This window comes from Shewanella psychromarinicola (assembly GCF_003855155.1).
In the GTDB taxonomy this organism is placed as follows: domain Bacteria; phylum Pseudomonadota; class Gammaproteobacteria; order Enterobacterales; family Shewanellaceae; genus Shewanella; species Shewanella psychromarinicola.
Map to the genome: position 1 here is coordinate 92,351 of NZ_CP034073.1, position 17,233 is coordinate 109,583.

A 17,233-nucleotide genomic window follows, 5' to 3' on the forward strand; every position below is an offset into this window, starting at 1 on the left:
CCCCCTTAATTTGAGGGGGCTTTATTTAACGTTGAAAAATTAACCTATGTTCTAGTTGCTCTAATTCTTCTGCGGACAAACACCCCAAGACCAAAGAAACCAAACAACAATTCAATTAATCCTAAACTACCACCACCGCTACTGGTTGAAACTGGAGTTGGTTCTATCGTTTGAGCAGGAACACCAACAGTGACGGGATCTATGATTGTGCCATTCTCGACACCATCATCATCAAGGTATCCGCCATCAGTGATACTCACTTGCACCAAGTTATCGCCGATTAACACCCAATCCGTAGCATCAACCTCAACCGTAGTGCCATCATCCTTGACTTTGAGCAACGCAAACTCTGTTGGTAAAGCACTGCCAAAATTAATCGTAACGGATATAGTGCTTCCAACCGCAATGCCAGTTACGTTATAACTAAATTGCGGCATGGGATAAGTATACTCAGTACCCGTTGCTGTTGTTGCTGAAACAACAATACCCGACACACTTCCTTGATCGACTGTAATAGGTCGAGTTAAATTATAAATAACTGTGCCATCATCAAGTATAGTGGTTGGCGCTCCTGCGTCGTCGAGATCTGCTTCTGCACGATAGCGAACCACAGTATCTTCATTGCCAGCTGCATCAGTTGACGTTTCCATCCATACTGCATACAAATTTTCACCGTTAGGCTTCATGGTGAGTTGTGATTCAAAATCAGGCTCACCCTCTGGATCTAAAGGAACCGTAACATTAGCGGATAACAATTTGAGTGGCTCATAGGTTCTACCACCATCTTTGGTTTTAGTGACAAAAACATCAAGTTCTGCACCAGATTCGATATGAGCATAGGTGTTTTTGACAGAACCCCACGCTAATATAAAGGCATTAGGATCTTGACAATTTGTACCTTCAGGCGCATTGACAGGATCACAGGCAGACGTACTGCTTGGTGCACCCACAATGCGAGGCTCTTTAATATCGACCTCAGCTTCAGGTAGATAATTAGTCAGGTTTTGGGTACCCGTCCAAGTATGTCCACCATCATAACTACGACGAGTAAAGAAGTTATAGTTATTTTCGGTAGTGTACTTCGCTAGTGCCCAGTCTGAAGTGTAACTGTAACCAAACAAGATGGTATCACCACGGATAGCGCCACGATGTGCACGTGCATCTTCGAGATTATTATTCTCGGTAGTTATCGTTAAGGCTTCAATAGTCTTGGTCGTATCATCACTAGTGACCTCACCGACAGCATTAGTACTTAGGTTCATTGCTCCTGAATTATTAATACGATCTGATAGTGTGATTGGGGGGACGTGGTCTCGATCATCATCAGTCAAATAGTAATTACAACCTCCAGCTTCCTCATAGGTTACATCTAATACTGCATCCCCTTCTGCAATAACGACTACATTACCTAAACCATCAACATAGCCACCGAGTCCATCGGGATACACCACTGAACCTGTAGATGTCAGTACATAACGGGTAAACGTAGTAAAACGGGTATCTACCGCGGGTATTAAATCAACCGGAGTCAAGCCTGTATTCACCGCTTCTGTACCGACCTTACCAATACGGCCCACGATGTCAGAAGGGCCACCTTGGTCATACGCGCCCTCTTTCCAGAAAAACATGAACTTGGTTCCGCTTTGATTAATACTCTCATCCATACCAGCGGCCTGATTACCGAAGAAACGTACCCGTCGAGCATTTTCTGCTGGATTACTAATCACACAACCAATACGTGATGGGTCTTGCCAATCTGGTGACTGGTAAACGTCGCTAACAACGCCCTCTGTGTCTGAATATTCACTTTGTGGGTCAGAACTGGTATTTAGAGTGTCACTATCAGTGAAATTGCCCTTAGCACCCGGCTGATTTTGGTTTTTAGCATCACCTGTTGAACTGCCGCCTTTTTGCAAACCTGAACTAAATGCGACATTAATATAACTCGCTGGTGGCTTGTCGAAAGTAAAACGGTGATAACGGACAACCTTACCAAAATCGACCCCCTCACCACCGCCCTTGGTTTCTTCATAAGCGATGATAGTGACAGGTTTCTGCCCAGGCACTTGGGCCATACCTAAGTTTGCGCGTGATGCGCCTTCTTTACCTGTTTCTACCAATAATGGTTGAGTGTCTAAACATTCAGGTGTGGCCGCACAAATCGGATCAAGATAACCCGTTAATTCAGTAACAACATCATCCCCTTCACGTTTTTTAAACTTTTTGAAGTTATTGGTAACACGAGAAACATTGGCAGCAAACGAAATATCTGCAAGTGCGGGAGCTTTCATATCTTCAATATAGGTATACCAAATATCTGTACCTTTATTGACATTCGCACCACTGGCGCCATCTCCCGGACCATCTGCAGTACCGGTTTTTAAACCTTCAGGGTCTTCCTGCCAAACAACATTCCACGCTACTTTTGTACCATCACTATAGCTAGTTGCACGGGGTACATTTTGTTTGGCATCACGTTCACCAAAGCTTAATTGCTCACGCTTCCACGTACCGCCTGTAGGTACACCATCTGCATCTATTGCACTAGGATTTTTAGTATAGGCGATGTAAGTACAACTAAAAGGCAGTTGTCTTCCTTCACGATCAAGGTAGGTAGCAGCACCCTGATGGTAATTGTAATCCGGGAAATCATCATTCAGGTTAGTCACATCGACATCGACTGCGGGACAGTATTTATCATCCCATGAAACAGCCACATGACCGCCTGCTGCAAAGATATTCGGTTTCCCTGAGTCACCATAAAAATCGCCAAGAGAAATATCTCCATTAACATCCGTTTCCCAGTAGCTTTGTTTCGATGTTCTACGCGCCGTATCAGAAATATTGACTGGTGCACTCCAAGTAGCGCCGTCATCTTTTGACACGCGGATAAAAATATCCTGAGCAGGACGTTCTTTTTGCGCTTTCAGGTCATAAACCGTTTTACTATCACTATTACCATAAGCATATGCACTGACTAAATCACCATTAGGCAGTCTTTTTATTTTGCCTTTTGCAGCTAAGTCTTCAGTTAATACTCCACCGTCATCATGAGGTGATAAAGCTTGTGCATCACTGGCTAAGGCAATTGAAAATGTAGCGCTTGATAAATAAACTGCAGCCATACAACGTAGTAGTTTTTTAAATTTCATAATAAATACTCCCTAACTGTAAATATTTAATGAAAAATCTTATTCTTAGTTTCCTATCGCCTTAATTCCAAATGAATCGGGCAATATATATACAGCAACGACCGCGCCACAATGATATTGATACCGATAAATTGCCGGTTAATACTGATTCATATCAATTTTATACGTTTGATTAATATTATTTTTTTGTTTTTTTGTTAATATAATTGTCATATATGACAAATGTGTTGACAAAAATGGAGTTCGTTATGTCGATTAGCCTTCAATATATAAATCAAGATTTTGCCACTATGCTAAATGCTTATGACTGCCCTGCAATTTTGGTTACGCCCGAATATAGAATACTTGCCAGTAATCAACGGTATCTTGAAATTTTTGGGGCAATAGATCTGGACCAACCAGCTTATTGTTACAAGGCGTCACATCATCATGAAATCCCCTGTGACCAAGCTGGGGAGGCTTGCCCATTATCTGCCGCAGGTATTTCTGGGAAAAAACAACGCGTATTACATATTCATCATTCCCCTCGAGGTAAAGAGCATGTGGACATCGAAATACTGCCTATTTTAGACGACAAAGGGGAGGTGAAATTCTTTGTCGAGCTTTTAAAGTCAGTCACATTGGCAAACCCAAAAATTGACGGTAATGAAATGGTCGGCGCCAGCCTCGTTTTTAACCAATTGGTCGAAAACATTACCCGCGTTGGACCAACAGAAGCATCGGTATTATTACTGGGAGAAACAGGTACAGGTAAAGAAATAGCGGCTTCAGCTGTCCATCTAGCAAGTAATCGGAAGACTCAGCCAATGGTTATACTAGAATGTTCAGGTCTCACTGAAACATTGTTTGAAAGTGAATTATTTGGCCATGTAAAAGGGGCTTTTACTGGCGCGTTGTACAATAAACATGGTCTAGTTGAGGTGGCTAACGGCGGTACATTGTTTTTAGATGAGATAGGCGATGTGCCTTATGAGCTACAAATAAAGCTATTGCGCCTAATTGAAACTGGCACTTATCGCCCCGTAGGCAGTAGAGAAACCAAACGGTCTGATTTCAGACTTATTTGCGCCACAAACCAAGATATTTTTTCAATGGTAGAGCGTGGGGAGTTCAGAAGAGACTTGTACTATCGCATCAATGTATTCCCTATTAAAATACCCTCTTTAAATAAACGTAAAGAAGATATAGCACTGTTAACAAACGCGATTCTGCAGCGAATAGATGACAGTGGAAAGTACATAGTGACAGATTCTGCAATCAATTTATTAAGAGAGCATGACTTTGTTGGTAATATTCGAGAACTGCGAAATATACTATCCCGTGCACTTGTGCTGGCGAATACACAAATTATTGATAGGAATGTGATTAAAACCTGTCTTGAAATTGACCGCAAAATAGGAGGTCATTCAGAGTCTGAGACTGATTTGAAAGGCAATGAGCTAAGATATTTACAGCGTCTTATAGAGAGTGTCAATGGAGATAAAGACAAAGCAGCAACTTTGGCAGGCATTAGTACTCGCTCATTATATAGAAAGTTACAGTAGACATATGGGAAGATCGTGAACGTTATTTAAGTCATTTCAGTGAAATATCGACCTGTTCAAGTGCTTGTGAGCTTATACGCTTTTTTATGGAATCAGATTATGTAGATCGGATCATTCAAACAGCATGTTAGCGCGATATACGATCACCACCGCCAAAAAACATAAAAAAGACCATTTAGGCCAGTATCTATTAATCATCACGCTCAATACAACTTATTACGCTTAATTGTTCCATCTAAAGTGACGAACAAATCATAACAATCATCACCAAAGCAATCTAAAGCGCGAATCGCTACGTACCAACTAGCTCATTCATTATGAGAGTTTTGGCACCATGGTCAATACCGCCAAACACGCTATTAATATCGTCTGGTTTAAACGCGATTTGCGCTTGTCTGATCATCAGCCGCTCGTCGATGCGTTTAACCATCATCTACCCTGCTTGCTGATTTATAACTTTGAGCCATTTATGCTGGCTGACTCGCATTATAATGAGCGTCATTGGCGCTTTGTGTGGCAGTCGCTACAAGACATAAATCAACAACTGGCGCGGTTTAATGGTCAGGTATATACCTTCAATGTGCCAATAATTGATTTGTTGAATGAATTATCTCAACAGTTTGAAATTAAAGATATTTTTAGTCATCAAGAGATTGGTCTACACAACAGCTTTGAGCGCGATAAAGCGGTTGCCCGCTGGTGTCATCAGCAGCAAGTTAATTGGCAGCAGTCACCTACTGGCGCGGTAGTGCGTGGCCGAAAACACCGCAAACAGTGGGACCAACACTGGCAACAAGTTATGAACAGTCCTATTGCTATCCCCAATTGGCAATTATGTCTGCTACAAAAGCTCGATAACTATCAAAATCCGCTTATCGACCAAGCCATCATGATACACAATGATCAGTTTCAAACGGGTGGTCCTAAAGCGGCCAGAGCTGTCTTGAACAGCTTTTTAGGCCATCGCGGTAAAGACTATCAACGCAGTATTTCTAGCCCCAGTTTGAGCCGTATCCATTGCTCACGTTTATCGCCTTATTTGGCTTGGGGCAACATCAGTCTTCGGCAAGTTTACCAAGCCACATTAACTCGTTATAACCAAGTGCAGAGCCAAAACGGTGATAACCCAATAAATAGTAATAACCGAGGTTGGCGAAAGTCATTGCTGGCGATGATGTCGCGCTTACACTGGCATTGCCATTTTATGCAGAAATTTGAAAGCCAATGCAGCATGGAATTTACCCCGGTAAACCCTGGGTATCTAGAGTATCCCTACCGTACAGACGACAAAGTACAGCAAGATATTCAGCGCTGGGCCGAAGGTCAAACGGGGATCCCAATTATCGATGCCTGCATGCGCGCTTTACAGCACACCGGTTACATTAATTTTAGAATGCGCGCCATGTTAGTCAGCTTTGTGACTCATCATTTAAACATTACGTGGCAACATGCCAGCTTACCGTTAGCCAATTATTTTCTCGATTTCGAACCTGGGATCCATTACCCGCAACTGCAAATGCAAGCCTCGGTCACAGGCATTAATACCATACGCTTATACAATCCAATCAAGCAGTCACAAGACCAAGATCCCCGTGGGGATTTTATTCGCCAGTGGTGTCCAGAGCTTACCAACTTACCCAATGAGTATATTCATCAACCTTGGCTACAGCCGCCGATGGAAGCTATTTTTAATGATGTAATTTTAGGCCGTGATTACCCAGAGCCTATGATAGATTTAACCCTAGCCGCTCAAGCTGCGCGCGATCGCTTATGGTCATACCGTGAACAACCTCAAGTTCAACGGCATATCGGCGCAGTATTAAGCCGTCACGTTAGCCCTAAACGCAAACGTACCAAGAACAAGGCCGCAGAACTAAAGGTACAGGCAAAAAGACCGTCATGACACATAACAAACAACAGCTTGAACAGAAAACCTGTTTGGTTTGTCAGCGCCCTTTTACATGGCGTAAAAAATGGGCGAAAGACTGGCCAAGCGTAAAATACTGCTCTGAGCGCTGCCGTCGCCATAAAGCCTCTAGCCAAACAAATTAAGGTAACGAATATGACGACACTGCATACTGATATATCTGCGCCATTATTGGGCGAGACCGACACATTAAGGCTGATCCTGGGCGATCAACTCAACGTCAGTCACAGCTGGTTTACACAGGTTAATCCCAACCGAGTGTATTTAATTGCCGAGCTGCCACAAGAGACTAACTACGTCAGTCATCATGTGCAAAAAGTGTGTGCCTTTTTTGCGGCTATGGCGCAATTTGCCCAAGCTTTAGCACAATGTGGTCATCAAGTGTTGTACCTGACCTTAGATGAAACCCAGCACTATGCCGACCTACCAGCGTTGCTTGAACACATTACTGCTGCGCATAAGTTAACTCATTTTGAATACCAACAGCCTGACGAATACCGTTTATCGCAGCAATTAGGATCTCTTTTACTACCAGGCATTGCTATCAATAGCACTGACAGCGAACATTTTTTATTGCCGTTTAGCGACATACAAGGTCAATTCACCCCGAAAAAACACCTCAAAATGGAATTCTTTTATCGACGGATGCGCAAACGCTTTAATGTGCTGATGCAAGATGGGGAACCTTTGGGAGGCCAGTGGAATTTTGATCAGCAAAACCGGGCGAGCTTTAAAAAGAATGACCTTGCTGATGTTCCTGCGCCGTTACTGTTTGCCAACGACGTCAGTGATATTTTAGCCCGACTTAAGCGCCACAATATCAACACCATAGGCAAAGCGGAAAACCAATTGTTATGGCCAGTTAATCGGCGTCAATCACGTGAGTTACTTGACTATTTTTGCCAGCACTTATTGATCCGCTTTGGTCATTTCCAAGATGCGATGACCGAAAATAGCCCGTCGGCTTGGAGCCTATATCATTCAAGGTTATCGTTTGCGCTCAACGCCAAAATGATTTCGCCTAGCGAAGTGATCAATAAAGTCATCGCTCATTGGCAAGCACATCAAAATGATATTTCACTGGCTCAAGTGGAAGGTTTTGTGCGGCAGATATTAGGTTGGCGCGAATATGTCCGCGGTATTTATTGGATCAATATGCCCGACTACGCTACTGATAATGCCTTGCAAGCACAACGGCCGCTGCCGGAGTATTTTTGGACCGCAAACACTAAGATGAATTGCATGCACCACGCCATAAAACAGTCGCTCGATTATGCCTATGCCCACCATATTCAAAGGTTGATGGTGACTGGCTGTTTTAGTTTACTCGCGGGTATCAATCCAGATGAAGTCGACCAATGGTATTTAGGCATTTACATTGATGCCATCGAATGGGTCGAAATGCCCAATACTCGCGGGATGACTCAATTTGCCGACGGCGGCATTGTCGCCACAAAACCCTATGCCGCCAGCGGCAATTATTTGAATAAAATGGGCGATCATTGCAAAAGCTGTCATTACAATGTCAAACTCAAAACCGAAGCCAACGCCTGCCCGTTTAACAGTTTATATTGGCATTTTATTCAACGTCATCAAGAGCGATTTAAACGCAATCCACGCATGGCGATGGTGTATAGAAACTGGCAAAAGATGGATGCTAACACTCAGCAGGCCATTATCAACAAAGCCGATACGCTATTAGAAAATATAGAAAGCTTATAACCTTTAACTGTCGGGATAGGATTGAATGATGGACAAAATCTCAGCCATACGCAGTTTTGTCGAAGTCACCTGTTGTGACCGTTTAACCAAAGCTGCCGAGCAACTAGGCTTAAGCCGTTTGCAGCTATCTTGGCACATTGAAGCAGTCGAGTCATGACTCACACAACACCAGACCATAGCAAACAAGCTAATGCGGATTAGCGAGGTACAGATCTCTGGTTAAGAATCTCTAATTAAGAATCTCTAATTAAGAATCTCTAATTAAGAATCTTCAGCTAATAATCTTGAGTAATAGTTGCTGTAATTGCTGCGGTTGATCAAGGCTAGCATCATGGCCGCAGTCATCAATTTTAAGTAACGGAGTTTGGTAAAAAAGAGCTAATTGCTCGCTACATTTGGGATTAGCTAACTTGTCTTGATTGGCAACGATCACACTAACACAGGTGCCTTGTAATACAGGGCTATGAAAACGGGCTGAGGCGTACAATTGGCGTAGCCCATTGATAAATGATGTATGAGATTGCAACCTTAGTAAGCTCCAAGCATTAATCACTTCAATACTTTGACCAAAATGCCTGCTGGTAAAATCCAATACTGTTGCCTCTAGCCAATGTCCTCTGTCAGTTCCCCCTTGATTTTGACCAGGCAAATAAGGGCGAACGCTTAGCAAAGCATGCGCTAAAGACATCATTAACCCCCAACATTGAAACCGATAATACCAAGGTGACAAGTTGGCCGCGCTGCTGTTAATTAACACCACATGCTGCACTCGTGATCGACACTGCGCCGCCATAGTTAACGCCAACATGCCTCCCATAGACAAGCCCACTAATACCAAGTTAACTTGGCTTGGCGGCGTACCCTGTTTAAGCAACGCGGCATCAATTTGCTGCCACACCGCATCACAATAGTCTTGCATTTTACCTGGACTAACCTGATTAACTAACACACCATTACCGGGTAAATCCACGCTAATGACATTCACAGCTTGTTGGTTTAAACGCTGATCAAATCCATTCCAATGACGACTGTCACGCATTAATCCTCTTAGCAATACCAAGGTGGTCATAGGTTATCCTCACTTAGCCTCATTTAGCTTTTTTAGACCAGAAGCGATTAGCTTGTTGAGTCAATAGGGTCAGTTGTTTAGGGTTTATTTGTTCAATAACTTGCGCATAAGCAGCATCGATCAAAAACTGCATTAATACCACGTGTCGCCGTAAAACGCGTTGATGTCGATGTGTTTTTTGCGGATTAAAATAGCCGGGGAAATTAAATAACTGACGCGGATTTTTACGCAACCAAGCCCATGACCCCATTTCTAACGTTAACGGAATAAACGGTTTATCGCTAACATTACTCGCCACCAAGTAATCCCAAATATCGCCATGGGTACGATAAAAATGACTTTGCGGCGCTAACCGATAATGACTGTGGTGAGGATAACCTTTCTCGAACAATTGCATTAGCTGATAAATATAACCTATCCCAGCAAACGGCTGCCGAGTATGGGCATGAGGAAACCACACATGATCGCGTAAGCCAAAACCAGAATGGGCGTCTAAGGCAATAACACTGCTGCTCTGTTGTTGTAGTTGTTGAACATACCTTACTAACGCTTGGGTTTCGAGTTCCATACCATGTTGGCCGCGATACCAAGGCAAGCGTGGTGATAATCGCTGACCGCCAACAAGAAAGGTCACCTCTTCATCTGAATCAATCGATGCATTACGCATTAAATCGACGTTATTACCATTACCACGGCTGCCTCGTAAAAAGCCCACCGGATTCACCACTGGCACAAACGCTAAACGTACATGCTTGAGTAATTGCTGTAAATGAGTATCCCAAGGCAGACGATTAAGTAAGCTGCCTAAAAAAGCCAGCACCACTTGCGCACCAATCCGTTCAACACCGTGCACCCCACCGACAAACAATACGGTAGGACAAGGTTGTTGTTGGCCTAACTCAATGGCCGTTACCGACAGTTTTTCACCACGGTAATATAAATCCGCTAAAGACTGGTGCCGAAATTGCTGTTGATGCTGTGCAATTAGGCGTTTTAATGTGTCTATCTCAAACGAATGCTCAAATGAAAACGTACCCATTAGCCACTATTTACTGTCACAAAATGATCTTAATAAACTAACCAAAAAATAAGACAAGTTAGTGACAATAAATTGAAACAACCTAAATAACACATTGCTTAACAATGTTTACATAAAGTAAACAAATCAATATAGATCATATAATTAGAAAACTATTATCGGGTTTGGAGACCCAAATCACATTCGATTTAAGGCAGAGGTTTTATCATTATTTCAAGATAGTAAAACTAAATAGGCATTCGATAATGAGTACAATTGAATCAATCACCTTAATGCTAGCCTTAGTGTATAGCACCAGCTTGCTGTACTGGAGTGGCAAAAAATGGGGCGCACTTGTCAGCGCTGCATTATTGCTCGGTGCAACCCTAGCCAGTTTTTTCTGGCCATTACTACTCATATTATTGGTCGCGGTGATCATTGTCACGGCACTAGGACAATATCAACCTGCGTTTGCCAATGCAGAAGGTAGACCCAACCAAGTACGTGAGATTTGCCAACACTTCTTTGCCCTTTCCATGTTATTGGTCGGAGTGCAATATGCTATCAACGCAGGATTATTATATGCAGGGGAAACGCCTTGGTTAATGCGACCCGATGTCGGTGATGCGTTTTTACCTATTGCTGGAGGCATTGAACTTAAAGCTATTTTAACCTTAGGGCTCTGGGATCAAAATCATCCTGCGGCAGTGGTTATGCTGTGTGTCGTATTACTCACAGGTTTAATATGTAAGCGCGCATTTTGTGGCTGGGCTTGCCCATTAGGGTTAGCTGGCGAATACCTCTATAAACTGAGAAAACATTTTATTCACGCCGAACTTCTGCCACCAGCATGGTTGGATTGGCCACTCAGAATGCTTAAATATTTGCTATTAGCAGCACTGCTTTATTTGGTTATTTCTATGCCAGCGGCATCTATCCCACATTACATGTCAGGGAATTACCACAAAGTAGCCGACTTAAAAATGGCAGTATTTTTCATGATGCCATCAATGGTTGCCTTAATCGGCTTCGGTATTCTGTTTGCGTTAGCCGCATGGCGTCGCCAAGGTTTTTGCCGTTATATTTGCCCTTATGGCGCGCTGTTAGGCATAGTGAGCTTTTTCAGTCCATTTAAAATTCGTCGTAATACTCAGCATTGTTTAATTGAAACCAAAGGCATGAGTTGCGATAAATGCACCCGCGCATGCCCTGCCAATATATCAGTACATACTCAGAAAGATATTCGTTCCGATGAGTGCCAAGCCTGCATGCGTTGTGTGTCAGCGTGTCCTAAAAAAGAGGCGCTGCAATTAAGCACTCGCAATGGTATTAAACTGTCTGCCAGAGGATTGCTGATTATGTTACTGACGGTAATGTTTATGTTACCGCTGTTTGCTTACGTCGGAGGCTATTGGCACAGCCAAACGCCTGACGACATAAAAATGGAACTGATACAAAAGCTTGATCGTATAGGTCATTAATTCAGAGTTTATAATGAACAATTAAAAATCAATAACACGAGTGTCTATTTGGACACTCGTGTTATTCCTCATTGATTCAAGCATCAATGGTTGTAACCAATGACCAAACACTATTAGTTTCCTCCTTTAAAGCACGTTGCTTGGTTTTCGCTGCTATAGCAAGAGCCTAGAACGCTGCGCTGCTAGTACGCTTCGCGGCTAGAGGCTATAAAATCAACAGCCTAGCAGGACAAAGTCCGCCCTAGAACCTCGAAGACCGAAAGTCGCTCTAGCCCCCGTAGGCGCCTAATACCTAGCACCTTGAACGCTGTCATGTCTCGTCATGCACAATCCTGCATGCCGAGGTCGTTTGGGTATAGCAAATAAAAAGGGCTGCGCAATGCAGCCCTTCAATTAAATATCACTTACCACAATGGTTAACTTACAAGCCTTCAAGCGTTAAACGCTTACTACGCTTATTATTCGCAAAAATCAGTGCAATTAACGCCACCACACCGACAGCAATACCGATAGGTTGACTTAATGGTTGAGGGAAGCCAAAACCAATACCCGCCGTTAAAATGTACGACACTGTCACACTCGTCCCCACAATAGCAGGTAAACTCACGATCCAATGGAAGGTACCACGGTTAAATAAATACTTGGTCGCTAGCCATAATACGCTGGTAGATAACAACATATTTGAGAATGCGAAATAACGCCAGATCAGTGTAAAATCAATCTTGGTCATAAAATAGGCAATAATCAAAATAGGCACCGCAACAAATAAACGGTTTCTGATACTTTGAGGGATCTTAAAAGCATCAATAATGGTTAAACGTAATGCTCTAAATGCAGTATCACCAGAGGTAATTGGGAAAATCGCCACCGCAATAATCGCCATAATACCACCCGCGGCACCTAAGTAAGTAGAAGCCACTTGGTTAACCACCATTCCTGGACCACCTATGTCAAGAATACCTTTAAGTTCAGCATAACCACCAGGGAAAGCCGCGATACCCGCAGTAGCCCAGACACATGCGACCACACCTTCTGCCATCATTGCGCCGTAGTAAACAGGACGAACGTATTTTTCATTGGTTAAACAACGCGCCATGATGGGTGCTTGTGTTGAGTGGAAACCACTAATCGCACCACAAGTAATAGTGACAAACAATAATGGCCATACAGGTAAACCGTCTGGATTAGGCTCTAATAATTCATTGTTATAGTGACTGTGATCAAAATAAGCAAAGATACCATCAACAGTCGGTAATTGTGGTGCGTGGATTAATAACGCAACAGCAATTGACGTTGTCATCACAATCATTAATAAACCAAATACTGGATACAGTTTAGTAATGATTTTATCTATTGGTAACAAGGTTGCTAAAAAGTAATAGCCCAAAATCAATAATACCCAGAAGGTATTTTCGCCAAAAATGGTGTCTTTAAAATAATCTAAGTTACTGAGCAATCCTGCTGGGCTCATGATGAATACAACACCAACGAAAAATAACAGCATGGCAGTAAATATCAGCATGGCTGCTTTAAAGTAAATATTAAAATAATGTCCCGCAATTTCAGGTAAGCTTTTACCGTCCTCTTTGATGCTCATGACACCGGAGAAGTAATCGTGAACCGCGCCACCGAGTAAATTACCAAGGACAATCCATACCAGCGCTATAGGGCCATAAAGCGCACCTAAGATAGGTCCGAAGATAGGTCCGACACCAGCGATGTTGAGAAATTGAATTAAGAACGCTTTAACCGGATGAACTTCGACATAGTCAACGCCATCATTAAATCGTGCTTGAGGGGTTATTGCATTAGGGTCGATACCCGCTTGCCGTTCAACGAACGGACTGTAAAACTTGTATGCGAGCAAGAGAAGCCCGATACAAATGAAAAAAATCAACATGTCATTATCATCCATTAGTTATAGGAATGTACTCAATGTTGAGTTTGTTTCAGATAGCTTTAGAGGTCAAGTCATGAGGCATTATACCAAGGTAGGGGTTGCTATTAATCGCTCATCGTGAATTTATATCCAGCTTGGCGATAAAGTATAATTTTGTTAATGGGTTACCTCTACCCCCCAGCCATAGTGACTTTGTTACTTATCTCAACTTACTCTCATACTTTCACAAAAAAATCGACCAGCCACGCTTAATGCATGTTAATGCAGACAATACCCTTGTAGTATATAAGGATTATTTTAACGCCATAAACAAACAATAATCTCGAATAAAAGCATTCTATCTATGGGTAAAATAAACCGTCTTAGATTATTATGTAAATATTATGTCAATATTATATCAATGTTATAATAGCCGCCTACTCGAGCTAACCATTCGCAATAAAGAGCAAAATCCACCTCATCTGCTCGCTTTCTCGATTTTTTCGCTTGTTATTTTTTTCGTTTGTTAGCTTTTTAGCTTTTTAGCTTTTTCGCCTATAAATAGATAAAACCCCACCGGCATTGCCAGTGAGGTTTTATTAGCCAAAAGATAATATAGTCGTTTGCTAAGCTATTTTTGCAGGGTTAACTCGATGCTAGATTCAACCGATGCTTGGATCTCAGCTTCGGTAAATAACAATGGACGTAATTGCTTTGCCGTAGAATACAGTTCACTTTGATCAGAAAAGCTAGGGCTTAACACGTTACTGGACTCCGAATAAGTCAAAAGACCTTTTGCCTTAGGACCATCATCAGTAAAGCTCACGGTCATCATCCAACTTGAACCACTTCGGATTTGGTAACCTTCTGAGGTTAATCCTGATGCTGCCGCCTTACCTGAAACAACATCTAACACAGGTGGGTATTTATGTTGAGGTATTAAAGTGTCATCACCGGATAAGGTGGTCGAAAACACGTTAAATCCACCTTCCGCATTATGACTACCAGGCCAAGGTAGCTTCACCCCAGATGCACTGCCATCAGGGAGTGACTTTTCAACGAATTGCACCTCTCCTAAGCTCGCATCCACAGCAAAACCTGCCGCTTCAAGATTCAACGCCCCATGAGCTAAAGCGATTAACGCGCTGCCATCAGTATTGAGCTTATTGGGTGTTGTTGCTGCACTCATATAATCAAAAGCTTCAGTTAACATGGTATTTTGATCAAACTGATGGGCAAACTCACGAATTAACGCCCCGCCCTTACTGTCATTATCTTGCTTACCATTCCACGCTCTTAGTGCTGAACATGATGCAGAAACATCTTTAGATAATGTGGCGCTCACCACCACGGGCGTATCACCTTGTAACTCACATTGGCTAATTAAGTCGGCTAACACCAACTCTGCGAGATAAGCTCGGTTGGATAATAAGGCCGTTTCAAGCTCTTCTATACTAAATTTACCGTCATCACCGGCTGCATCATCCATTAACGTTAACCCCATGCGAGTCCGTAATGATAATTGACCTCGCTCTGGACCGTATAAAGGAGAGAAGTTTTCCAAAGGTGCAGCAAGGTTAGTCGACCAAAATGAGTTATTTGAGTTTTGCACAAAGTCACTCCGTTCAAGCTTAGGTGCACGTTCATAAGGCATTGGCGAATCATAACTAAACACCGAGGTATTACCCGGTAAAATAGTAAAACCAGCTTGAGCTTTAGCTGCAACAATAGCAGGGGTAGTTCTAATTATATCGACCACTAAATCAGAAAAACCCGGTACGGTTGAGTCGTCAATATAAAAGGCATTGCCTTCTTTGTCGGCGTACATAGTGTTATTAAAAATCACCCCATCATAATTTTTAAATGCTTGCTGGAACTCATCTTGGTTTGTTGCGCGGTTCATGGCTAACCAATGATCAAGCGGATCTTTATTGGCCATGTTGGCGTCTTGAATAAAGAAGGCTTGACCATCATCCCAGCCAAACGGCGCCAATGATGGCGGCGCCTCAACCATTGGACCTTTAGCTGTGGTGTAAATGTCTTTTTCGGCCACCAACATACCTGCTGCACCTGCATTGACTAATACCGACACCGTTTCTTTGGTGATCGGCATCTTTGAGCCATCAAACAGATACTGCAATCTGTCACCTGAGACTAACTCTAGGTTATACATAACAAAGTGCTCGGCTGTCGAAAAGGTATGCGTCCAAGCCACATCTTTATTAAAACCAATATTCACCAAACCAGGCATACCCACTAGTGAGCCGCCCATGACATCAATCTGTCCTGGGATGGTCAAATGCGACTGCCAAAAACGTAAATTACCGGTATGCGGAAAATGCGGATTACCTAATACCATGCCTTTACCGTTTTCGGTTTTATCTTTACCCAATCCCCAACCATTAGAACCCAAGTTTCGAGGATTAGTTTCAGGGGTGGTAATGGTTGCAGACCGTGCTATTAATTTATTGTTCATATCCTGCACAAACGCGGTTTGTGCTGTAGACGGTGCCGGCCCAACAATACGCGGTAAATACTCTTCGCCATCACCGGGGTTAGCGTAAAAAATTAAATCTAAAAAGTTTGCCGCGCCAGGTAATAACGCGATGGAAAATATATAGTTGGCTACATCAATACCGCTAATGGGTTTAACCCAAGGTTGACCCGCACAGAATGGCTCGCCAGTTTGAGTCCCAGCGTCTATATCGGCAAGGTATTGATTATAACCCGCACTAAAGCCTTCCATTAATGCGCGCGAGTTATAACTAAACTGTGAATACTGGTTTTCAGCAAGCTGTCTAATTTTCAACGCTTTGTAAGCAAAATCAGAGATTAAATTGCCATTATCTTCGCTGGTCGGCAGACCCGTAGCAAAATCAATTGAAGCATGGGGGCCAAAGTACATTGACCGTTCAGAATTAGCTTTAATAAACCCATCGGCCATCACACATAAATTGTCTTGTGCTTGGGCATAACCACTCCCAAAACCTAGGCTTTCTAAGTTATCGGCAGAGATATGTGGTACACCGTATTGAGTGCGACGGATGTTGGCCTTTAAGGTGCCGTTAGGGGCAAAAGCTTGTAATGGAGGTGAAATGGCTTCGGGTTCTGGAGTAGGTTGAGGTGTTTTACCGTATTGAGTGTCATCACCACACCCGACGATAACCACACTAGAAACCATGCCAATGGCGAGCAGTATCTTGTTCAGTTTCATTATTATTATCCTTGTTGTATCCCAATGCTAATTAGCATGATGGGTGAGGTATTGAATCCTTTACGCCTCAATTTAAGCTAACAGCACGGCCAAAGTAATCCCAGTTACCTTGAAACGAATGCGCTGTTGTTAAATACAACAAAGACATGCATGCTCATTTAAGCAATCATTCAGTCGTCTGTCTACATCTTGATAAAAATAGCCGAAACTTGCTTAACAAAAACAAT

General features: G+C 42.8%; 11 protein-coding genes. 6 read left to right on the top strand and 5 right to left on the bottom strand.

Going from position 1 to position 17,233, the window contains the following annotated elements:
* Positions 1–44 precede the first annotated feature (44 nt).
* Positions 45–3,152 (bottom strand): choice-of-anchor O protein, encoded by a 3,108-nt coding sequence (locus tag EGC80_RS00375; RefSeq protein ID WP_124013838.1) that lies wholly within the window; start codon positions 3,150–3,152, stop codon positions 45–47.
* A 248-nt stretch (positions 3,153–3,400) separates the two neighbouring features.
* On the opposite strand from EGC80_RS00375, the gene EGC80_RS00380 reads away from it, so the two are divergent.
* From EGC80_RS00380 to EGC80_RS00400, 5 genes are all read left to right on the top strand, one after another.
* A complete protein-coding gene (locus EGC80_RS00380; protein WP_206191873.1) occupies positions 3,401–4,696 on the top strand; it encodes a sigma-54 interaction domain-containing protein in 1,296 nt (431 codons plus the stop codon).
* A gap of 334 nt (positions 4,697–5,030) precedes the next feature.
* Positions 5,031–6,599, top strand: coding sequence for a cryptochrome/deoxyribodipyrimidine photo-lyase family protein (locus EGC80_RS00385; protein ID WP_124013837.1), 1,569 nt, complete (start codon positions 5,031–5,033; stop codon positions 6,597–6,599).
* Positions 6,596–6,748 (top strand): DUF2256 domain-containing protein, encoded by a 153-nt coding sequence (locus EGC80_RS00390; protein WP_124013836.1) that lies wholly within the window; start codon positions 6,596–6,598, stop codon positions 6,746–6,748. The genes EGC80_RS00385 and EGC80_RS00390 overlap by 4 nt, the downstream gene beginning before the upstream one ends.
* Positions 6,749–6,758: 10 nt before the next feature.
* Complete coding sequence (locus EGC80_RS00395; protein WP_124013835.1) at positions 6,759–8,345, top strand: cryptochrome/photolyase family protein; 1,587 nt, start codon at positions 6,759–6,761, stop codon at positions 8,343–8,345.
* Between the two features lie 25 nt (positions 8,346–8,370).
* A complete protein-coding gene (locus EGC80_RS00400) occupies positions 8,371–8,502 on the top strand; it encodes a hypothetical protein (RefSeq protein ID WP_372491466.1) in 132 nt (43 codons plus the stop codon).
* A 114-nt stretch (positions 8,503–8,616) separates the two neighbouring features.
* Here the strand turns inward: EGC80_RS00400 and EGC80_RS00405 are convergent, their stop codons facing one another.
* Together EGC80_RS00405 and EGC80_RS00410 are read right to left on the bottom strand one after the other, a co-directional pair.
* The gene (locus EGC80_RS00405) at positions 8,617–9,414 is read right to left on the bottom strand and encodes an alpha/beta fold hydrolase (protein ID WP_124013834.1); all 798 of its coding nucleotides are present in this window, start codon (positions 9,412–9,414) and stop codon (positions 8,617–8,619) included.
* 19 nt (positions 9,415–9,433) lie between these two features.
* Entirely contained in the window at positions 9,434–10,453 is a 1,020-nt protein-coding gene (locus EGC80_RS00410; RefSeq protein WP_101032716.1) for a DUF2817 domain-containing protein, read from the bottom strand.
* Between the two features lie 245 nt (positions 10,454–10,698).
* Between EGC80_RS00410 and EGC80_RS00415 the strand changes: the two genes are divergently transcribed.
* Positions 10,699–11,913: a 4Fe-4S binding protein gene (locus EGC80_RS00415; protein ID WP_101032717.1), complete on the top strand. Its 1,215-nt coding sequence runs from the start codon at positions 10,699–10,701 to the stop codon at positions 11,911–11,913.
* Between the two features lie 421 nt (positions 11,914–12,334).
* On the opposite strand, the gene EGC80_RS00420 is transcribed toward EGC80_RS00415, so the two are convergent.
* Positions 12,335–13,813 carry a carbon starvation CstA family protein gene (locus EGC80_RS00420; protein ID WP_124013833.1) on the bottom strand — a complete coding sequence of 493 codons (1,479 nt, stop codon included), beginning with the start codon at positions 13,811–13,813 and terminating at the stop codon, positions 12,335–12,337.
* 610 nt (positions 13,814–14,423) lie between these two features.
* Positions 14,424–17,006, bottom strand: a complete 2,583-nt coding sequence (locus EGC80_RS00425; RefSeq protein WP_124013832.1) for an acylase — start codon at positions 17,004–17,006, stop codon at positions 14,424–14,426.
* Positions 17,007–17,233: the final 227 nt, after the last annotated feature.